The sequence below is a fragment of the Streptomyces sp. NPDC002619 genome (genome assembly GCF_042889305.1).
GTDB lineage: Bacteria > Actinomycetota > Actinomycetes > Streptomycetales > Streptomycetaceae > Streptomyces.
This window is the reverse complement of record NZ_JBIAQV010000003.1, coordinates 322,012-338,859: the sequence shown is the minus strand read 5'-3', so window position 1 is coordinate 338,859 and position 16,848 is coordinate 322,012. Positions and strand designations below refer to the sequence as shown.

The following is a 16,848-nucleotide window of genomic DNA, read 5'->3' as shown; positions in this document are numbered from 1 at the left end:
ATCGGGCCGAAGGGGGCCCTGGGGAGAGGTGATGCACGTGATCTCCTCGCCCTACTCCCGGCGGGCACCTGGCCAGGCTTTTGGCACGTGGGGAGAGCTGAGGAGAAACCGGGGAGAAACGGCTGGCCTCCAGCGGCGCGTGCTGGTACCGCGCCGCGCAGCCGGTCAGCGCCATCGACGCCGTGATCGCCGTACCCATCGCCGGGAATCGGCGTCTACGGCATGAACTCCGACCTCGGTCTTCCGGGTCTTCCGCGACAAGGGCCGGCTGTAGGCGACCGGCGGCGGAAGCGCCGCACGCGTCCTCGCGCCGTGGCATGACCGCCGACACCCGGATAGTCACCAGCGCCTTTAGACCTCAATGTGCGAGCCCATGATGACTGTCCGGTCTCGGGGCAGGCCGAAGTATTCAGCGGCGTCGGCGGTGATGTAGGAGGTGGCGATGAAGAGCCGCTTGCGCCAGGGCGCCATGGTCCGTGCCGTCCCGCGCCGGAGCTCGATCTTCGACAGGAAGTAGGACGCCTGATCCAGCTGGAGCTGTCCCTCGGTCGTGGCCGGGTCGAGCATCGCGAGCGCGGAAGGCACGTCCGGTGTCTCCATGTAGCCGAACCGGGCGGTGACGTGGATGATCCTGTCGTCGGCGTAACCGAGGGGATCCACGGTCATCCGCTCGTCGGCCGGGAAGCGGGGCACGGGCTCGGTCTGGAGGGAGAGGATCACGACCTGCTCGTGGAGCACATGGTTGTGCTCGACGTTGGCCCGCATGGCCAATGGGGCGGTCTGCTTGCCACGGTTGAGGAAGACGGCCGTACCAGGCACACGGAGCGTCGGTGCTTCCCCGGTGCGCAACTGATCGATGAATTCGGGCAGCGGCCCTTCGTGCCGTGCTCGTTCCGTGGTGACGATCGCGCGGCCGCGTTGCCAGGTGGTCATGACGGTGAAGGCGGTGAGGCCGATCAGGAGCGGCAACCACGCACCGTGAACGAACTTGGTCATGTTGGCCGCGACGAACAGCAGGTCCACGAACAGCAGCACACTCGCGCCGATGCAGACCAGCCACAGCGGCGTACCCCACTTCGCCCGGGCGACGTAGAAGAACAGCAGGGTGGTGATGGTGATGGTCCCGGTCACCGCCATACCGAACGCGAAGGCCAGCGCCGCGGAGCTGCGGAAGGCGAAGACCAGGGTGAGGACCGAGACCATCAGCAGCCAGTTGATCCACGGTACGTAGATCTGGCCGATGGTGGACTCGGAGGTGTGCGCGATCCGCAGCCTGGGCAAGTAGCCGAGCTGAGCCGCCTGGGAAGCGACCGAGTACGCCCCGGTGATCACCGCCTGGGAAGCGATCACGGTGGCTGCCGTGGCCAGCACGATCATGGGCCATCGGGCCCAGCCGGGTGCCAGCAGGAAGAACGGGCTGCTGACGTTGGCCGGGTCGGCCAAGACCAGGGCGCCCTGGCCCAGGTAGCTGAGCATGCACGCGGGGAAGACGAGGATCAGCCAGGCGCGGGTGATCGATCTGCGGCCGAAGTGCCCCATGTCGGCGTACAGCGCCTCGGCGCCGGTGACCGCGAGCACGACCGCGGCCAGGGCGAAGAACGCGGTGCCGAAATGACCGAACAGGAAGTCCAGCGCGTACGTCGGTGACAGCGCCTTGAGGATCTCCGGGTGGTCGACGATACCGGCCACCCCGCACGCGCCGATCGCCACGAACCAGCCGATCATCACCGGCCCGAACACCCTGCCCACCGCCGCGGTTCCCCTGCGTTGTACCAGGAACAGCACCACGATGATCACCGCCGTGATCGGTACTACGAGGTCCTCCAGCGACGGCTCGACGACCTTGAGCCCCTCGACCGCGGACAGGACCGAGATGGCTGGGGTGATCATGCTGTCACCGAAGAACAGCGAGGCGCCGAAGATGCCCAGGGCCGCCAGAACCACGGCGGCCCGCCGACCCTGCTGTGCGCCCCACCGTCGCAGCAGCGTGATCAGGGCCATGATGCCGCCCTCGCCGTCATTGTCGGCGCGCATCGCCAGCAGGACGTAGGTGACCATCACGATGATCACCACCGACCAGAACACGAGAGACACCACCCCGTACACGTTCGCAGTGCTGACCGGGACGGGATGCGGGTCGTCCGGGTTGAACACGGTCTGCAGGGTGTAGATCGGGCTGGTCCCGATGTCGCCGAACACCACACCAAGGGCACCGATCACGACCGCGAGGCGCACCGAGTCCCGCGCGCTCGGCTCCTCTGCCGACGCCAATCGCGATACGGAACCGTCTTCCGGCCCGGTCACATGCTGACGATCGGTCACGGCAAGCCTCCTCGCCCGGGGTCGGCGCGCCGCAGGACCGGCGCGACGTGCGGGACGAACCGATCCCATCACGCAAACATCGACATGGCCAGTCGCACACACTGTGTCAGGATTCGGCCCGCGCCTGGCGAAAGACCGCTGGTAAGGGGTCCGCCAACGGAGGATGCCGGACGGTCTCGGCGAAGACGGTCCTGGACTTCCGCAGCTCGCTACGTCCGAAGGCCGTAGCGTGCTCGGGCACAGACCCACGTCGCGGCTGCGGATGTCGTTCACGGACTCGCGGCGGACGAGCAGGCAGCCACAGCCGCCGTCCACGGCGACACAGGTGTGTTCGCCGTTCTGGCTGTCCCTGCAGACCGTGAAGCCGGTGCAGACTTCGCAATCCACAGCGATCCCACGAGCCCCTCACCCACGCAAGACCATCGCGTCACCAACGTCCGGGCACTGGCCCAGCAACAGGTCCGTCGCCTTGCGGTAGTCGGTGAGCGCCGCTTGTTTGCCTCCGGTGCGGCCGTCGTTCTCCAGGGCGCGACCGACCAGTTCCTGGTACTCGGCGAAGCCGTCGGTCTGCGAATCCACGGTCTTCTCGTCGGTGCGGTCCCCCTGTGCGGCGACAGCCAGGGCGCGCAGGTCGTGGCCGATCTCGCGCCGGGCGTCACCGTAGAAGCCGACGGCCTTCTCGTACGGCGTCTTGAGGCGTCCTTCGCCTCCGTCGCCACTGGACAGCAGGATGTTGGCGACCTGCGCGTCCATGTCGTTGAGGGCGAGGTTGAGGCCCGCGGCGCTCGTGGTGCGCGGCGCGTCCCGTTTCGCGACGGCGTTGGAGGTGCGGTTGGCGGCGAGCCCGGCGATCAGCAGGAGCACCGCCAGGGCGGTGACGAGCGAGACCGTGGCCGCACGCAGGAGGCGCAGCCGCGCGGGCACGGTGGCCCAGTAGCGGCGGCGCAGAGCGGCCCGCGCAGCCACGGTCTCGTGCCGGAGACGGCGTCCCGGCCGCGGCCCCCCTCCTGGCTGCGGACCGGGACTCGTCCCGAGGGGAACAACGGGTCCGTGCGGTGGCTGGGCGGCGGCCCTCACCGTCGCCTCAGCAGGGCTCGCATTTCCGGCCGTGATGGTCAGGAGCCCTCCAACGTCACACCACGGACGATCGTCCGTCCCCCGTGGCGCTCAGTCTGCGACCGGAATCGACCACGAGCGATGCGCGTTGATGACCTCCTGATGGCCTCCTGATGGCTTCCCAGCCCTGTTTGGCGAGACCTTGACGACGTCGCGGGCCGACGCGTCAGAGAGGCGCAAATACCGCGCCGAGCAGGGATGCCGGCGGATTCGGCGGGGATAGATTCGGTGGCGGCCGCCGGAGGGCGCGGACGTCGCTCGCAATGACGGCTCTCCTCCGGAAGCACCTTCCGAAACGCCCACGGCGGCCGAGCGCGCGGCGTTCCGTCGTCCCACTTCCGGCGTCCGTGCGCTGCCTTGCGGTGCCGGGGCCCCGGCACCGCACGGCCCGGCCGCCGCACTTCCCTGTCAGCCCGACCGGTCGTCGGCGTGCTCCGGTGCGCGGCGCCGGCCCCCAACCAGGCCCGAAGGACTCATGTCTTACGCCGCCCCCCAGCAGGCCCCGCCGTCCCGGCCCAAGCGCGCCATCCAGCCCGGCTCGAAGAGAGGAGCGAAGCGCCGGGCCCCGAGCGGGCTGTTCGAACCGGCCCAGCTCGCCCGGTCCTTCCCCGACGCACTGCGCAAACTGCACCCCCGCACACTGGTGAAGAACCCGGTGCTGTTCGTGGTCTCCGTCGGAGCCGTTCTGACCACGCTGTCCGCGCTGCTGCACCCGGCCGTCTTCACCTGGGTCATCAGCACCTGGCTGTGGCTGACGGTGGTCTTCGCCAACCTCGCCGAGGCCGTCGCCGAGGGCCGCGGCAAGGCACAGGCCGAGTCACTGCGCAAGGCCCGTACGGACACGGTCGCCCTGCGGCTGCTGGACTGGCGCTGGGGCACGAACCTGCGCACGGCCCGCACCGAGGCCGTCGCCGCGACGGAGCTGAAGCCGCTCGACGTCGTGCTGGTCGAGGCCGGTGAGACGATCCCGGCCGACGGGGACGTCGTCGACGGCGTGGCCGCTGTCGACGAGTCGGCGGTCACCGGAGAGTCCGCGCCGGTCATCCGGGAGGCCGGCGGCGACCGCAGCGGGGTCACCGGGGGCACGACGGTGCTGTCCGACCGGATCGTGGTCCGGGTGAGCGCCCGCCCCGGCCACAGCTTCCTGGACCGGATGATCGCCCTGGTTGAGGGTGCCTCCCGGCAGAAGACGCCGAACGAGATCGCCCTGAACATCCTGCTGGCCTCGCTCACGATCATCTTCCTGCTGGTCGTGGTCACGCTTCAGCCGATGGCCGAGTACGCCGATGCCGCCCAGTCCACGACCGTGCTCGTCGCACTGCTCGTCACGCTCATCCCGACCACCATCGGCGCACTGCTGTCCGCGATCGGCATCGCCGGCATGGACCGCCTCGTCCAGCGCAACGTCCTGGCCATGTCCGGACGGGCCGTCGAGGCGGCCGGCGACGTCAACACGCTGCTGCTGGACAAGACCGGCACCATCACGCTCGGCAACCGCGAGGCCGCCGCCTTCGTCCCGCTGCCCGGCATCGACGAGGGGCAGCTCGCGGACGCCGCCCAGCTCTCCTCCCTGGCCGACGAGACACCGGAAGGCCGCTCCGTCGTGGTCCTCGCCAAGAACCGGTACGGGCTGCGGGCCCCCGCCGAGGGCGAGTTGGCGAACGCCCGCTGGGTGGCCTTCACCGCGCAGACCCGGATGAGCGGCGTCGACCTGCGCTGGGACAACGGCGCCGTGTGCGCGATCCGCAAGGGCGCCGCCCAGCAGGTGATCGACTGGGTACAGATGTACGGCGGCCGAGTCCCGCCCGAGGCCCGGCACTTCGCCGACACGGTGGCCGCATCGGGCGGCACGCCGCTCCTGGTGGCCGTGCACGACTGGAACGGTCCCCGCGTGCTGGGCCTGATCCACCTCAAGGACGTCGTCAAGGACGGCATCCGCGAACGCTTCGCCGAGCTCCGCCGCATGGGCATCCGCACCGTCATGGTCACCGGCGACAACCCGCTCACCGCCCGCGCCATCGCTCAAGAGGCGGGCGTCGACGACTACTTGGCCGAGGCCACCCCGGAGGACAAACTCGCCCTGATCCAGCGCGAGCAGGAGGGCGGCAAGCTGGTCGCGATGACTGGTGACGGCACGAACGACGCCCCGGCCCTCGCCCAGGCGGACGTCGGCGTGGCGATGAACACCGGCACGTCGGCCGCCAAGGAGGCCGGCAACCTGGTCGACCTCGACTCCAACCCGACGAAGCTGATCGAGATCGTCGAGATCGGCAAGCAGCTCCTCATCACCCGGGGCGCGTTGACCACGTTCTCCATCACCAACGACATCGCCAAGTACTTCGCGATCCTCCCGGCGATGTTCGCCGGCGCCTACCCCGGCCTGGAGGCGCTCAACGTCATGGGCCTGCACAGCCCGACCTCCGCGATCACCTCGGCGATCATCTTCAACGCGCTGATCATCGTCGCGCTGATTCCGCTCGCGCTGCGCGGCGTGCGGTACACGCCGTCGTCGGCGCACGACCTGCTGCGCCGCAACCTCCTCCTGTACGGGCTCGGTGGGCTGGTGCTGCCCTTCGTGGGCATCAAGCTGATCGACCTGCTCATCTCGATGATGCCGGGCCTTGGCTGAACCGCGCCTGCTGTGGCCGGGACAGAGCCGTCAAGGATACGTATGCTCACGTCAGAGGGGCGTCAGAGAACGGGAGTCGGGCTTGCCCGGGGCCTGCGGTACGGCTTCCATGGGCGATGTGAACAGCGCCTGGCTCCTCTTCGACCGGCCGCCGAGTCCCGCTCGGCAGCTGAGTCGTACGCCGCGCTGCCCGGAAACGCCTGCGTCCTTCTGACGCGCTTTCCGTGACCCCAGGGGCGCCGTGATGCCACACGGCGCCCTTCCGCTTCTCATCACCGCACGTCCACCACCCCGCCGCCGGGGCCGCTCGACGTGCCCACAACCCCGGAATGGACCATGCCCGACTCCACCCTTTCGTCCCGCACCGTCCTCGTCACCGGCGCCACCTCCGGCATCGGTTACGAGACCGCCCGGCAACTCGCCGAACGCGGCGCCACCGTCCTGCTGCACGGCCGCACCGCCGAGGAGGCCCAGGCCGCAGCCGACCGCCTCGTCGCCACCGTCGGGATCGACGCGGCGCAACTGCGCACCTTCGCCGCCGACTTCGCGCACCTCCACGAGGTCGAGGCCATGGCGGACCGCGTCGTCCGCGACCACCCGCACCTCGACGTCCTCGTCAACAACGCGGGCATGGCCGCCCCCGAGCGGCACACCGTCACCGCCGACGGCAACGAGATCGCCTTCCAGGTCAACTTCCTCGCCCACTACCTGCTGACCTGCCTGCTCGAGCCGGCCCTCACTCGGCGCGGCCTTCGAACGGCTCACCCCCTGGGACCGCATGGTGTGGACCCTGCAGGCCGAGCCCCAGCCCGCGACCGTCCCCTTCGGCGTGACCGTACGCCGCCTGGAACCGGCCGACACCGACGCGCTGGAGGCCCTCGGCCCGGACGTCTCCTGGATCTCCGCCAGCTGGGGCGGCCCGCTCGGTCTCGCTTCCTCCGGACACGCCTGGGCCGCAGTCAGCCGCAGCGGTCACATCCTGGCCATCGCCTGCACCTTCTTCCTCGGCACCCAATACGAGGACGTGGCCGTCTACACCGTCCCCGACCGCCGCCGCCACCGACTCGGCCTCGCCTGCGTCACCGCCCTGTGCGCCGACATCGCCGTACGCGGCCACACCCCCACCTGGAACTGCTCCCTCCACAACCGCCCCAGCCGCCTGCTCGCCTGGACCGCCGGGTTCCGTCTGGTGCGCGAGTACGTCCACTACGCGGTCGGCAGCCCCGTAGCGCGCACTCCACTCAGCGCATGAAACAAAAGGCCAGCCAACCCCGAGGAAGGAGATCCCACGTGACCAGGACGCCCCTCATCAAGCTTCCGATCCTCGACTCGACGGCCGCCACGAGCTGACAATCGCCCGCTGAAGCGCAGGAAGATCGCGGTGTCGATGTCGACGTCGGTGTGCTCGGCCATGACCTGCATGCGGAAGCAGGCGGCGGCGGAAGCGACCGCGGGCTGTTCGCACGGAACCGTTCGCAGGCCGCGGCCATCATCCGCACCGCCCGTCCCGTGCACGCGATCGTGGCCCGCGCCTCGGCCCTGGCTGACCCTGCGGTGCTCCACTACGCCGCCTGACCGTTCTGCCGGGCGGCGTGCCGCGCGGGCCGGCGGGCGGAAAAGCCCGAGGGCGGGCAGTCGCTGGACCTCAACGGCGCCTACACCGCGGGAACCGTCGCCCAGACCCTCGACACCAAGGCCGGTGGCAACTACCTGGTGCAGTTCAAGATTGCCGGCAACCCCGAAGGCGACCTGGGCGTCAAACGCCTTCGAAGCCGACTCGCCGATCAGCCCGATCGCGAAGGGGTATCCGAAGCCCCAGAGCAGCTCCGGCATGTTCTGGAAGTTCATGCCGCAGATCGTGCCTACGAGGGTCGGGGCGAACAGGATGGCCGCCCAGGACGAGATCTTCGTCTGTCTCAGTCTGTACCTGATCTTCAAGCGGCGGGACTGGCTCTAGGTTCCCCGCCGGTGGACGGCGATGAGGGCAGCGTCGTCTCCGAGGCGTCCGCCGGTGTGGGTGAGCAGGTCGCGGTGGATGTGGTGGAGCAGAGTGTCGGGCGGCTGTCCGGCCCAGTGGGCGACGCGTTCCGCGAGCGGGTAGAAGGCACCGGCACGGTTGCGGGCCTCCACGACACCGTCGGTGTACAGCAGCAGCGTGTCGCCGGGGGCGAAGGACAGGACGTCGACCGTGACGTCACCGCACTCGGTGAGGCCGACTCCCAGCGGGGGCGCGGGGGCCAGTTCCGGGAGAGTCACGGACCGGCCGGGTCGGAGCAGCAGTGGTGCCAGGTGGCCGCAGCTGGTGACGCGGGCGACGGAGTCGACGTCGGGGATCTCCAGCAGGAGAGCGGTCACGAAACGCTCACCCGCCTCGGCCGTGGGCTCGAAGTCCGCGAGGTACCGACCGACGCTCTGCTCCAGGGAGGCCGCCAGTGCGGGCAGGGCGTCATGATGGTGCACTGCCTCGCGGAACGCGCCGAGCAGGAGTGCCGCCTCGCCGATGGCCGGCAGGCCCTTGCCCCGCACGTCGCCGATCACGAGCCAGGTGCTGTCCCGGCTGCGGGCGGCCGCGTACAGATCGCCGCCGATCTCGGCCTCTTCCTCGGCGGCCAGGTAGACGGACGCGAGCTGCAAGGTGCCGAGCCGGCCGGGCAACGGCCACAGCAGCACCCGCTGAGCCGCCTCGGCGACCGACCTCACCTGCGCCAGCTCACGGGCACGCCGGTCACGCAGCACGCAGAAGGTCACGATCAGCAGGGAGAGCACGCCCAGGGCGACCATCTGCACCAGCACGTTCCGTGTCAACAGAATGCCGGAGCGCCAGCCGATGAACCCCTGCGCCGCCACCGCCGCGGCTCCCACACCCGCCGTGGTCGCGGGGCCCGCGAACCAGGCGGTGACCGCGGGTGCGATGACGAGCAGCGGACCGAGGACGATGTCGGCCGGCGCGACGATGTCGGCCACCACGATCACGGCGATGAGTACGGCCGGAACCAGCAACAGCAGCCGCCCCGGCTGCCGCGACCATGCCAAACGTTGCTGCCAGGAGATCATGCTTCCCACCGTGCACCGCAGTGGGCCTACGCGCGATGTGACCGCGCCCGACCCGGTCCGGCCCGTGGCGGTGCCGAACCCGGCCAGGAGACGGCTGCCCGCCGGACAAGAGGCCCTGTTTCCGCCTGGCGGGGGCTGGGAACGGCGCGGGAGATTCCTCAGTGCACCGTCACGTTCACGGTCGACGAGTTCGTCGTCCCGTGCGACACCCGGAAGTGCTGGGTGCCCTTGGCCGTGGGCCGGTCAGTGAGCGAGAAGGCGTGTCCCTTCTTGATCGCGGTATGGGTGTGGAGCGTGTGCCAGGTGCCGTTCTCCCGTTGTTGCAGGATCACGGAGGCTCCCGCCCTGATGCCCGTGGTGTGCCCCGTGAACCGGACCTTCTCCCCGGCCTTCACGCTGGTCGGGTGGGCTTTGACCGTGATCGAGGCGGTCTTGTGGGTGGCGCTGTGTGTCATCGTGTGCTTCGGGCTGGGTGTCGTGCTCGCCGCGAAGGCCCCGGCCGAGCCTGCCGACACCAGCGCGACGGACACGGCAACGACGGACACCGCACGAGCACCGCGGCTGCGAAGACTGATACTCATGGCGACTCCCGGTCATAGAGGGAATATGACCAGCTTTGTCGCTGCCTCGATGCGCGCGACTCCAGATGGGTGTGAGAGCCCCCAGAGAATCCCCAAATCCTGGTAAGGACGCAGGCGGAGCGCCTCGGTCGGCCCGGAAATTCTTGCCGTTCTCTTGCCTGCCGTGCACGCTCAGGCGCCCGGCACGCGGTCCAGGTCCATGTCGGTGCCGGTCACCCAGTCCGGTTCCGACACCAGGAGACTGAGTTCCTCCGGACCGAGGTCGACGTCCACGGCATGCCGGAAGCCCGCCGACGCGGCGGCAGCCAAACCGGCGCTGCCGCCTCCTGGACGAGGTGTACGGCTCGGGTTACGTCCGGACCCTGGTGCTGCGCCTGGACGCACCCGCAAGGACCCCGAGCCCGTCGCACCGCACACCGCCGGCACCCTCCACCACATCCACGTGATCAGCGGGAAGCTGCGCACCGGCCCGATCACCGAACCGGTGGAGCTCACCGCCGGCGACTTCGCCCGTTTCCCCGGCGACATCCCCCATCTGCACGTCTGCCTGAGCGAGCGCGTGGTCGCACACATGGTCACCACGTTGCCGCAGGTGCGCCGGATCACGCCCACGGTCATCCAGGGACGACCCTCGACCTGACACGCTTGTGGCCCGACTCACACCAGCCACCAGCGAATTACTAGGACATCCTAGTAATCATTAGTAGGACGTCCTAATAACCGTTCCACTCCCGTCTTCCCGACCCGCTGTGAGGACACCACCCATGAGCGACCTGCACCGTCCCGTGCACCCCGTCCGGATCGTCACTGCCTCCGCCCTGTTCGACGGTCACGACGCGTCGATCAACATCATGCGGAGGATCTTCCAGTCGCAGGGCGCCGAGGTGATCCACCTCGGGCACAACCGCTCGGTGCAGGAGGTCGCGGACGCGGCGCTCGAGGAGGACGCGCACGGTGTCGCCGTGTCGTCCTACCAGGGCGGACACGTGGAGTACTTCGAGTACCTGGTCCAGTCGCTGCGCGAGCGGGGCGCGGAGCACATCCGCGTGGTGGGCGGGGGCGGCGGTGTGATCGTGCCCGAGGAGATCGCAAGGCTGCGCGCGAGTGGGGTGACCATCTTCTCCCCCGAGGACGGCCAGCGGATGGGCCTGGCGGGAATGGTCAACTCGGTCGTGAGGGACTGCGACTTCGACCTCTGGGACAGCGGGCCCGCCGACACCGCGGCCGTACTGGCAGGCGACCGGTTCGCGACGGCCCGTGCCCTCACCGGCGCCGAACTCGGCAAGCTGCCCGCGGAGTTCCTGGAGCAGGTGCGGCGCGCGGCGGCTGCACGGTCCGTGCCGGTGCTGGGCATCACGGGCACCGGCGGCTCCGGGAAGTCGTCACTGACCGACGAACTGGTGCGCCGGTTCCGTTTCGATCAGCAGAACAAGCTGCGGATCGCGGTCGTCGCGGTCGACCCGACCCGTCGCCGCGGCGGCGGTGCGCTGCTCGGCGACCGGATCCGGATGAACTCCCTGGACGGCGACCGGGTCTTCTTCCGCAGCCTCGCCACCCGCGGCAGCCACGAGCTGCCCGGCCATCTGGCCGACGTGATCGACGTGATCAAGGCCGCCGGGTTCGACCTGGTCATCGTGGAGACGCCGGGCATCGGCCAGGGCGACGCCGCGATCGTGCCGTTCGTCGACACCTCCCTGTATGTGATGACGCCGGAGTTCGGCGCCGCCTCGCAGTTGGAGAAGATCGACATGCTCGACTTCGCCGATGTGGTGGCGATCAACAAGTTCGAGCGGCGCGGCGCCAAGGACGCTCTGCGCGACGTAGGACGCCAACTGGTGCGCAACCGTGAGGCGTTCGGGTCGAGGCCCGAGGACATGCCGGTGTACGGCACCTCGGCGGCGACGTTCAACGACGACGGCGTGACCGCCCTCTACCAGCATCTCAGGACCGCCCTGGCCGAGAAGGGGCTGCCGCTGTCCGAGGGCGCGCTGGCGCCGGTCGACGTACGCCACTCCTCCGGTATCCGGCAGGTCGTGCCGGCCGACCGCGTCCGCTACCTCGCCGAGATCACCGAGACCGTCCGCGCGTACCACACCGAGACCGAGCAACTGGCCGAGGCGGCCCGGCGGGTGCAGCGCCTCGACGCGGTCCGGGACGAGCTCGTCGGGGCAGGTTCCGAGGCGGGGAACGTGGAGACCCTGCTTGAGGATGCCCGCAGGCGGCTGCCCCACGACGTCACCGAGCAGATCGCGAACTGGCCCGCCGTGGTGGAGTCGTACTCCGGCGACGAGCAGGTGGTGAGGATCCGGGACAAGGAGCTCCGCACCGCGCTCACCCGCGAGTCCCTGTCCGGCAACCGGATCCCGCGCGTCGCGCTGCCCGCGTTCGCCGACCACGGCGAGCTGGTGCGGTTCTGGCGCCGCGAGAACCTACCCGGCCACTTCCCCTTCACCGGCGGGGTGTTCCCCTTCAAGCGAGACGGCGAGGACCCGGCGCGGATGTTCGCCGGTGAGGGCGACCCGTTCCGCACCAACCGGCGCTTCAAGCTGCTCTCCGAGGGCCAGCCCGCCACCCGCCTGTCCACCGCCTTCGACTCGGTCACCCTGTACGGCCGTGACCCGGGCGAGCGCCCCGACATCTACGGCAAGGTCGGCACCTCCGGGGTGTCGGTGGCCACGCTCGCGGACATGAAGGCGCTCTACGACGGCTTCGACCTGGCGGCGCCCACGACCTCGGTGTCGATGACGATCAACGGCCCGGCACCCACCGTGCTGGCGTTCTTCCTCAACACGGTGATCGACCAGCAGACCGAGAAGTTCCGCGCCGCCGAGGGCCGCGACCCCTCGCCCGAGGAGGCCGCCGGGCTGCGCGCGCACGCGCTGGCGACCGTGCGCGGCACGGTGCAGGCCGACATCCTCAAGGAGGACCAGGGGCAGAACACCTGCCTGTTCTCGACCGAGTTCTCGCTGCGGATGATGGCCGACATCCAGGAGTGGTTCATCGCGCAGAAGGTCCGCAACTTCTACTCGGTGTCCATCTCCGGCTACCACATCGCCGAGGCGGGCGCGAACCCGATCAGCCAGCTCGCCTTCACCCTCGCCAACGGCTTCACCTACGTCGAGGCGTACCTGGCGCGCGGCATGCACATCGACGAGTTCGCCCCGAACCTGTCGTTCTTCTTCTCCAACGGCATGGACCCCGAGTACTCCGTGCTCGGCCGGGTCGCCCGCCGTATCTGGGCGGTCGCGATGAAGGAGAAGTACGGTGCGGGAGAGCGTTCGCAGAAGCTGAAGTACCACGTCCAGACCTCGGGCCGGTCCCTGCACGCGCAGGAGATGGACTTCAACGACATCCGCACCACCCTGCAGGCCCTCATCGCCATCTACGACAACGCCAACTCGCTGCACACCAACGCCTACGACGAGGCCGTGACGACCCCGTCGGAGGATTCGGTGCGCCGGGCGCTCGCGATCCAGCTCATCATCAACCGCGAGTGGGGCCTTGCGATGAACGAGAACCCGCTCCAGGGCTCCTTCGTCATCGACCACCTCACCGACCTGGTCGAGGAGGCCGTACTCGCCGAGTTCGACCGGATCAACGAGCGCGGCGGTGTGCTCGGCGCCATGGAGACCGGCTACCAGAGGGGCCGTATCCAGGACGAGTCGATGCTGTACGAGCAGCGCAAGCACGACGGTTCGCTGCCGATCATCGGCGTGAACACCTTCCGCCGACCCGGCGGCGACGGCGAGCACCACGAACTCGAACTCGCCCGCGCCACCGAGACGGAGAAGCAGTCCCAGCTGGAGCGCGTCCGCGACTTCCAGACCGCGCACCGCGACGCGGCCACGGAGGCGATCGAGCGGCTGAAGTCGGCGGCACTGGACGGGGCCAACGTCTTCGAGGTCCTGATGGACGCCGCCCGGGTCTGCTCGCTGCAGCAGGTCACCGAGGCGTTCTTCGAGGTGGGAGGCCAGTACCGGCGGAACGTGTGACCGGGCCCTGTCGGAACCTCGTCACGACGGATGTCTGAGGTCCCGCCAGGCCTGGGGCGACACCCCGTACGCGGCCTTGAAGGCGCGGCTGAAGTGGGACGGGGACCTGAAGCCCCAGCGGTGGGCCAGGGCCGCGATCGTTTCCGTCGTCGGAGGGACGCGGGAGAGTTCGCGGCGGCAGGCGTCCAGGCGTTCCGTGCGCACCCATTCGCCGAAGCCGACGCCGGCGCGGGCCAGGATCGTGTAGAGGTAGCGGACCGAGATGTGGTGGGCGCGGGCGACCGAGGCCGGGGACAGGTCCGGGTCGGCCAGATGGGTGCGCATGTGCTCGAGGATGCGGACGCCCAGCGCCTCGTAGAGCGGCCCCCTGGCCGACGCGGGCCGGTCCGACTCCGAGGCGATCACCGCGCGGACCAGCTCCATGCTGGGCGCGGCCAGCAGGTGCGCGGCGGTGGCGTCGAGGGTCGCGCGACTCTCGGCCAGGCGCCTGAGATAGCCGGTGGCCAGGGCCGGCACGCCCCCGTCCTGGCCCATGCCGCGGGCCACGGCCTGGCACAGGACGTCGTCGGGGAGGGCGACGTCCCGGACCGGGATGCGGAAGAAATGCATGTCGACGCCGTGGTCGAACAGGAGCGTGTACGGGCGCCGGGTGTCGTAGAAGGCGATGCTCCCGGGCCGCAGGACCGCGCTGCGGCCGTCCTGGACGACCGTGCTCTCGCCGGAGACCTGGAGGCTGATGAACAGCACGGGTTCGTCGTCGGCCCTGGCCAGCCTGGACGTCCGGTGCACGGTGGCCGGGTTGGCCCGCACCGTGCTCACCTGGAGCGAGCCGATGTCCGTGATCGTCACGTCGGCGTGGACCTGCTCCGCCGCCGAGGGCAGCACGAGTTCGACGGGTACGACGTGTTCCCGGATCGTCTGCCGCAGCGCGTCGGCACGGTCCGCGAGCGGTACGGTCTCGGTTCTCCAGTTCGTGGTGATCATGCCGGTCCTTCCCCCCTCGTACGACGGTCGCGGCCCCGCCTCGACTACCGGGTGAACCGCGACACGAACGCGAGCGCCGTCTCCGCCACCTCTCGCCAGCCGTTGTCGATCGTGAGCGCGTGTCCCCGGCCCGGTATCTCCTGGATCTCCGTCACCGCGTGCTCGTTGCCTGCCTGCTTCTTGTACGAGGCGTTCGCGATGGCCCAGGGCACCGTGTGGTCCTTCTCGCCGGAGATGACCAGGAGCGGGCCGCGTTCGGGCGAGAGGGTGTCCACCTTCACCTCGCTCCACGGATTGATGTTGGCCACCGCCGCCTGGAACAGCGGCTCACCGGGCGCCGGTACGGCGAACCGCTCGTACAGATCCTTGGCCTCCTCCTCGCTCACCGCGTTGGCGAAGGCGTACCGGAACTGCTCGTACGTCAGCGGCACCGCCCGGTGGTAGTTGGCGGGGTTGCCCAGCACCGCGCTCGCCGCGCGCAACGACGAGAACGGCAGCGGCAGGACGCCTCCACGACCGTCTCGACCGGCAGTCCCAGCCGCCCGGCGTCGATCATCAGGGCCTGCGAGGATCCCGTGCCGGACCAGCCGTAGGTCCGCGCGGACACCTCGTGCAGCACGCTGATGTCGTCCGGCCCCAACAGCTGCTGCCGACCTGCCAGTTCGACCCGCCCGGTGCCCCGCGTCTGGAGCGTGACGGAGACGATGGGCCGCTCCCGCAGCCGGCGCAGATGCTTCTCCGTACGGCGCACCCGGAACCCGGTGCCACGGGCGTCGACGAGATCCAGCGCACCGATGCGCCAGCCCTCCAGCCGCGCCCTGATCCCCGCCGCCGGACCCTCGTGGACGACATCGTTCGGCACCGACTGGTCCAGCGCGTGCTGAAAGGCGTCGACGCGTTCGTGCGGCGCGACGGTGTCGAGATCCACCAGCAGCACGGGCAACCCCCTGTCCTGACCCACGACCTCCAGGGTCACATGGTGCATCAACGCGCCGGTGACGAGGGCGTTCCGGCCGAGAAGCGTGCAGTGCCTAGCGGTCGTCGCGCGCCGCCCAGCCCGTCCAGCGCAGGACGGTGACCGCGACGACCGGGCCGGTCGGGGGGTGGTCGCGGTACTGGGGGTACTTGGCGCGCAGAAGGGCGAGGGCAGCGGACTGTTCCTCGCTCGCGGTCGGGTCCGCCGCGCTGGGTCGGTCGGCCGCTACGACCCGCGCGTCGCCGTCGGCCCGGACCCACCACAGCTGGTTCCAGTCCTCGTCGTACGCGTCCACCAGCAGGCACACGGACGGATGGGCGGCGATGTTGCGCAGCCGCTTCAGCCGGGTCGTCGTCTTCGGTTTGCGGTCCACCGCCGTGACGAGGCCGTCGGCACCCTGCCTCGCGAACACGACCGGCACCAGATGGGGGCGGCCCGTCGTATCCACCGTCGCCAACCGGGCTACGCGCGCCGCCGTGAACCGCCGCCGTGCCTCATCGGCCGTGATCTCCGGCATCTCGCACCTCCATCGGTCGCCACCCCCGGCTCTTCCATAGTGATACGGCGACGTCCGGAAGCCGCGCTCCTGCTGGACACGGCCTCCACACACTGCATCCATAAGGCGCGAACCGGCCGCTCCCGCGTACGCCCCCGCACGGACAGGCGCTGGGCCAAGTGAGTGAGCCAGGGGTTACCTTGCAGGTGACCGGAGTTGATTCCCTACGATCGTCTCGTGGTGAACTTCTCTCTCGAACGCACGGCGCCGCTCCCCGTCGGCGAGGCTTGGCGCCGGCTCACGGAGTGGCCCCGTCACGCCGACGTGGTCCCGCTGACCCGGATCACCGTGGTCACGCCCGCGCCGACCCGCGTGGGCACGCGCTTCGTGGTCCGTTCGGGATTCGGCCCCATCGCCTTGGTGGACCCGATGGAGGTCACGGTCTGGTGCCCGCCGACCGACACCGGGTCGGGCCTGTGCCGCCTGGAGAAGCGCGGCCGGTTCGTGCGGGGCTGGGCCGAGATCGAGGTCCGGCCGGGGCCCGGCGGCCGTGCCTGGGTGGTCTGGCGCGAGGAAGTGGATGTCCGCTTACTGCCCGGCGTCTTCGACGGCGTCCTGGAGGGGGCGGCACGTGCGGTCTTCGGACGGGCGGTAAACCGGTTGCTCCGCTGGGCGTGACGTCGACCGGTTGCCGCGGC

At 70.0% G+C, this 16,848-nt stretch carries 14 protein-coding genes and 2 pseudogenes; 6 read left to right on the top strand and 10 right to left on the bottom strand.

Going from position 1 to position 16,848, the window contains the following annotated elements; translation table 11 throughout:
- Window positions 1-351: 351 nt before the first annotated feature.
- Both ACFYXB_RS08725 and ACFYXB_RS08720 read right to left on the bottom strand, forming a co-directional pair.
- Entirely contained in the window at window positions 352-2,322 is a 1,971-nt protein-coding gene (locus tag ACFYXB_RS08725) for a potassium transporter Kup (RefSeq protein ID WP_389579284.1), read from the bottom strand.
- A 405-nt stretch (window positions 2,323-2,727) separates the two neighbouring features.
- Window positions 2,728-3,288, bottom strand: coding sequence for a hypothetical protein (locus tag ACFYXB_RS08720; protein WP_389579280.1), 561 nt, complete (start codon window positions 3,286-3,288; stop codon window positions 2,728-2,730).
- Window positions 3,289-3,913: 625 nt separating this feature from the next.
- On the opposite strand from ACFYXB_RS08720, the gene kdpB reads away from it, so the two are divergent.
- The 3 genes and pseudogenes from kdpB to ACFYXB_RS08705 all read left to right on the top strand — a co-directional run bounded on the left by kdpB (window position 3,914) and on the right by ACFYXB_RS08705 (window position 7,319).
- Window positions 3,914-6,067: a potassium-transporting ATPase subunit KdpB gene (kdpB, locus tag ACFYXB_RS08715; protein WP_389579277.1), complete on the top strand. Its 2,154-nt coding sequence runs from the start codon at window positions 3,914-3,916 to the stop codon at window positions 6,065-6,067.
- Window positions 6,068-6,403: 336 nt separating this feature from the next.
- Window positions 6,404-6,808, top strand: a pseudogene (locus ACFYXB_RS08710) (SDR family NAD(P)-dependent oxidoreductase); the annotation flags it as partial.
- 37 nt (window positions 6,809-6,845) lie between these two features.
- Entirely contained in the window at window positions 6,846-7,319 is a 474-nt protein-coding gene (locus tag ACFYXB_RS08705; protein ID WP_389579274.1) for a GNAT family N-acetyltransferase, read from the top strand.
- A 527-nt stretch (window positions 7,320-7,846) separates the two neighbouring features.
- Here the strand turns inward: ACFYXB_RS08705 and ACFYXB_RS08700 are convergent.
- The 4 genes and pseudogenes from ACFYXB_RS08700 to ACFYXB_RS08685 all read right to left on the bottom strand — a co-directional run.
- Window positions 7,847-7,975: pseudogene (locus ACFYXB_RS08700) on the bottom strand (CorA family divalent cation transporter); the annotation flags it as partial.
- Window positions 7,976-8,020: 45 nt separating this feature from the next.
- Window positions 8,021-9,121, bottom strand: coding sequence for a PP2C family protein-serine/threonine phosphatase (locus ACFYXB_RS08695; protein ID WP_389579271.1), 1,101 nt, complete (start codon window positions 9,119-9,121; stop codon window positions 8,021-8,023).
- A 158-nt stretch (window positions 9,122-9,279) separates the two neighbouring features.
- Entirely contained in the window at window positions 9,280-9,702 is a 423-nt protein-coding gene (locus ACFYXB_RS08690) for a hypothetical protein (protein ID WP_351348921.1), read from the bottom strand.
- A gap of 171 nt (window positions 9,703-9,873) precedes the next feature.
- Window positions 9,874-10,011 carry a hypothetical protein gene (locus tag ACFYXB_RS08685; protein ID WP_389579269.1) on the bottom strand — a complete coding sequence of 46 codons (138 nt, stop codon included), beginning with the start codon at window positions 10,009-10,011 and terminating at the stop codon, window positions 9,874-9,876.
- 133 nt (window positions 10,012-10,144) lie between these two features.
- Here ACFYXB_RS08685 and ACFYXB_RS08680 point away from each other — a divergent pair, with 133 nt between their 5' ends.
- Window positions 10,145-10,342 (top strand): hypothetical protein, encoded by a 198-nt coding sequence (locus ACFYXB_RS08680; RefSeq protein WP_389579267.1) that lies wholly within the window; start codon window positions 10,145-10,147, stop codon window positions 10,340-10,342.
- A 124-nt stretch (window positions 10,343-10,466) separates the two neighbouring features.
- Window positions 10,467-13,694: a fused isobutyryl-CoA mutase/GTPase IcmF gene (gene icmF, locus ACFYXB_RS08675; protein WP_389579265.1), complete on the top strand. Its 3,228-nt coding sequence runs from the start codon at window positions 10,467-10,469 to the stop codon at window positions 13,692-13,694.
- 21 nt (window positions 13,695-13,715) lie between these two features.
- Here the strand turns inward: icmF and ACFYXB_RS08670 are convergent, their stop codons facing one another.
- From ACFYXB_RS08670 to ACFYXB_RS08655, 4 genes are read right to left on the bottom strand one after another with little or no spacing between them, the layout of a single operon-like run.
- Window positions 13,716-14,678, bottom strand: a complete 963-nt coding sequence (locus ACFYXB_RS08670; RefSeq protein WP_389579263.1) for a helix-turn-helix domain-containing protein — start codon at window positions 14,676-14,678, stop codon at window positions 13,716-13,718.
- 44 nt (window positions 14,679-14,722) lie between these two features.
- Window positions 14,723-15,142: a hypothetical protein gene (locus ACFYXB_RS08665; RefSeq protein ID WP_389579261.1), complete on the bottom strand. Its 420-nt coding sequence runs from the start codon at window positions 15,140-15,142 to the stop codon at window positions 14,723-14,725.
- The gene (locus ACFYXB_RS08660) at window positions 15,100-15,663 is read right to left on the bottom strand and encodes a hypothetical protein (protein ID WP_389579258.1); all 564 of its coding nucleotides are present in this window, start codon (window positions 15,661-15,663) and stop codon (window positions 15,100-15,102) included. Before ACFYXB_RS08660 ends, ACFYXB_RS08665 begins: the two co-directional genes overlap by 43 nt.
- A 46-nt stretch (window positions 15,664-15,709) precedes the next feature.
- A complete protein-coding gene (locus tag ACFYXB_RS08655; RefSeq protein WP_389579255.1) occupies window positions 15,710-16,171 on the bottom strand; it encodes a TIGR03668 family PPOX class F420-dependent oxidoreductase in 462 nt (153 codons plus the stop codon).
- Between the two features lie 216 nt (window positions 16,172-16,387).
- Between ACFYXB_RS08655 and ACFYXB_RS08650 the strand changes: the two genes are divergently transcribed.
- Entirely contained in the window at window positions 16,388-16,828 is a 441-nt protein-coding gene (locus tag ACFYXB_RS08650; protein WP_389579253.1) for an SRPBCC family protein, read from the top strand.
- The last annotated feature ends 20 nt before the right edge of the window (window positions 16,829-16,848 follow it).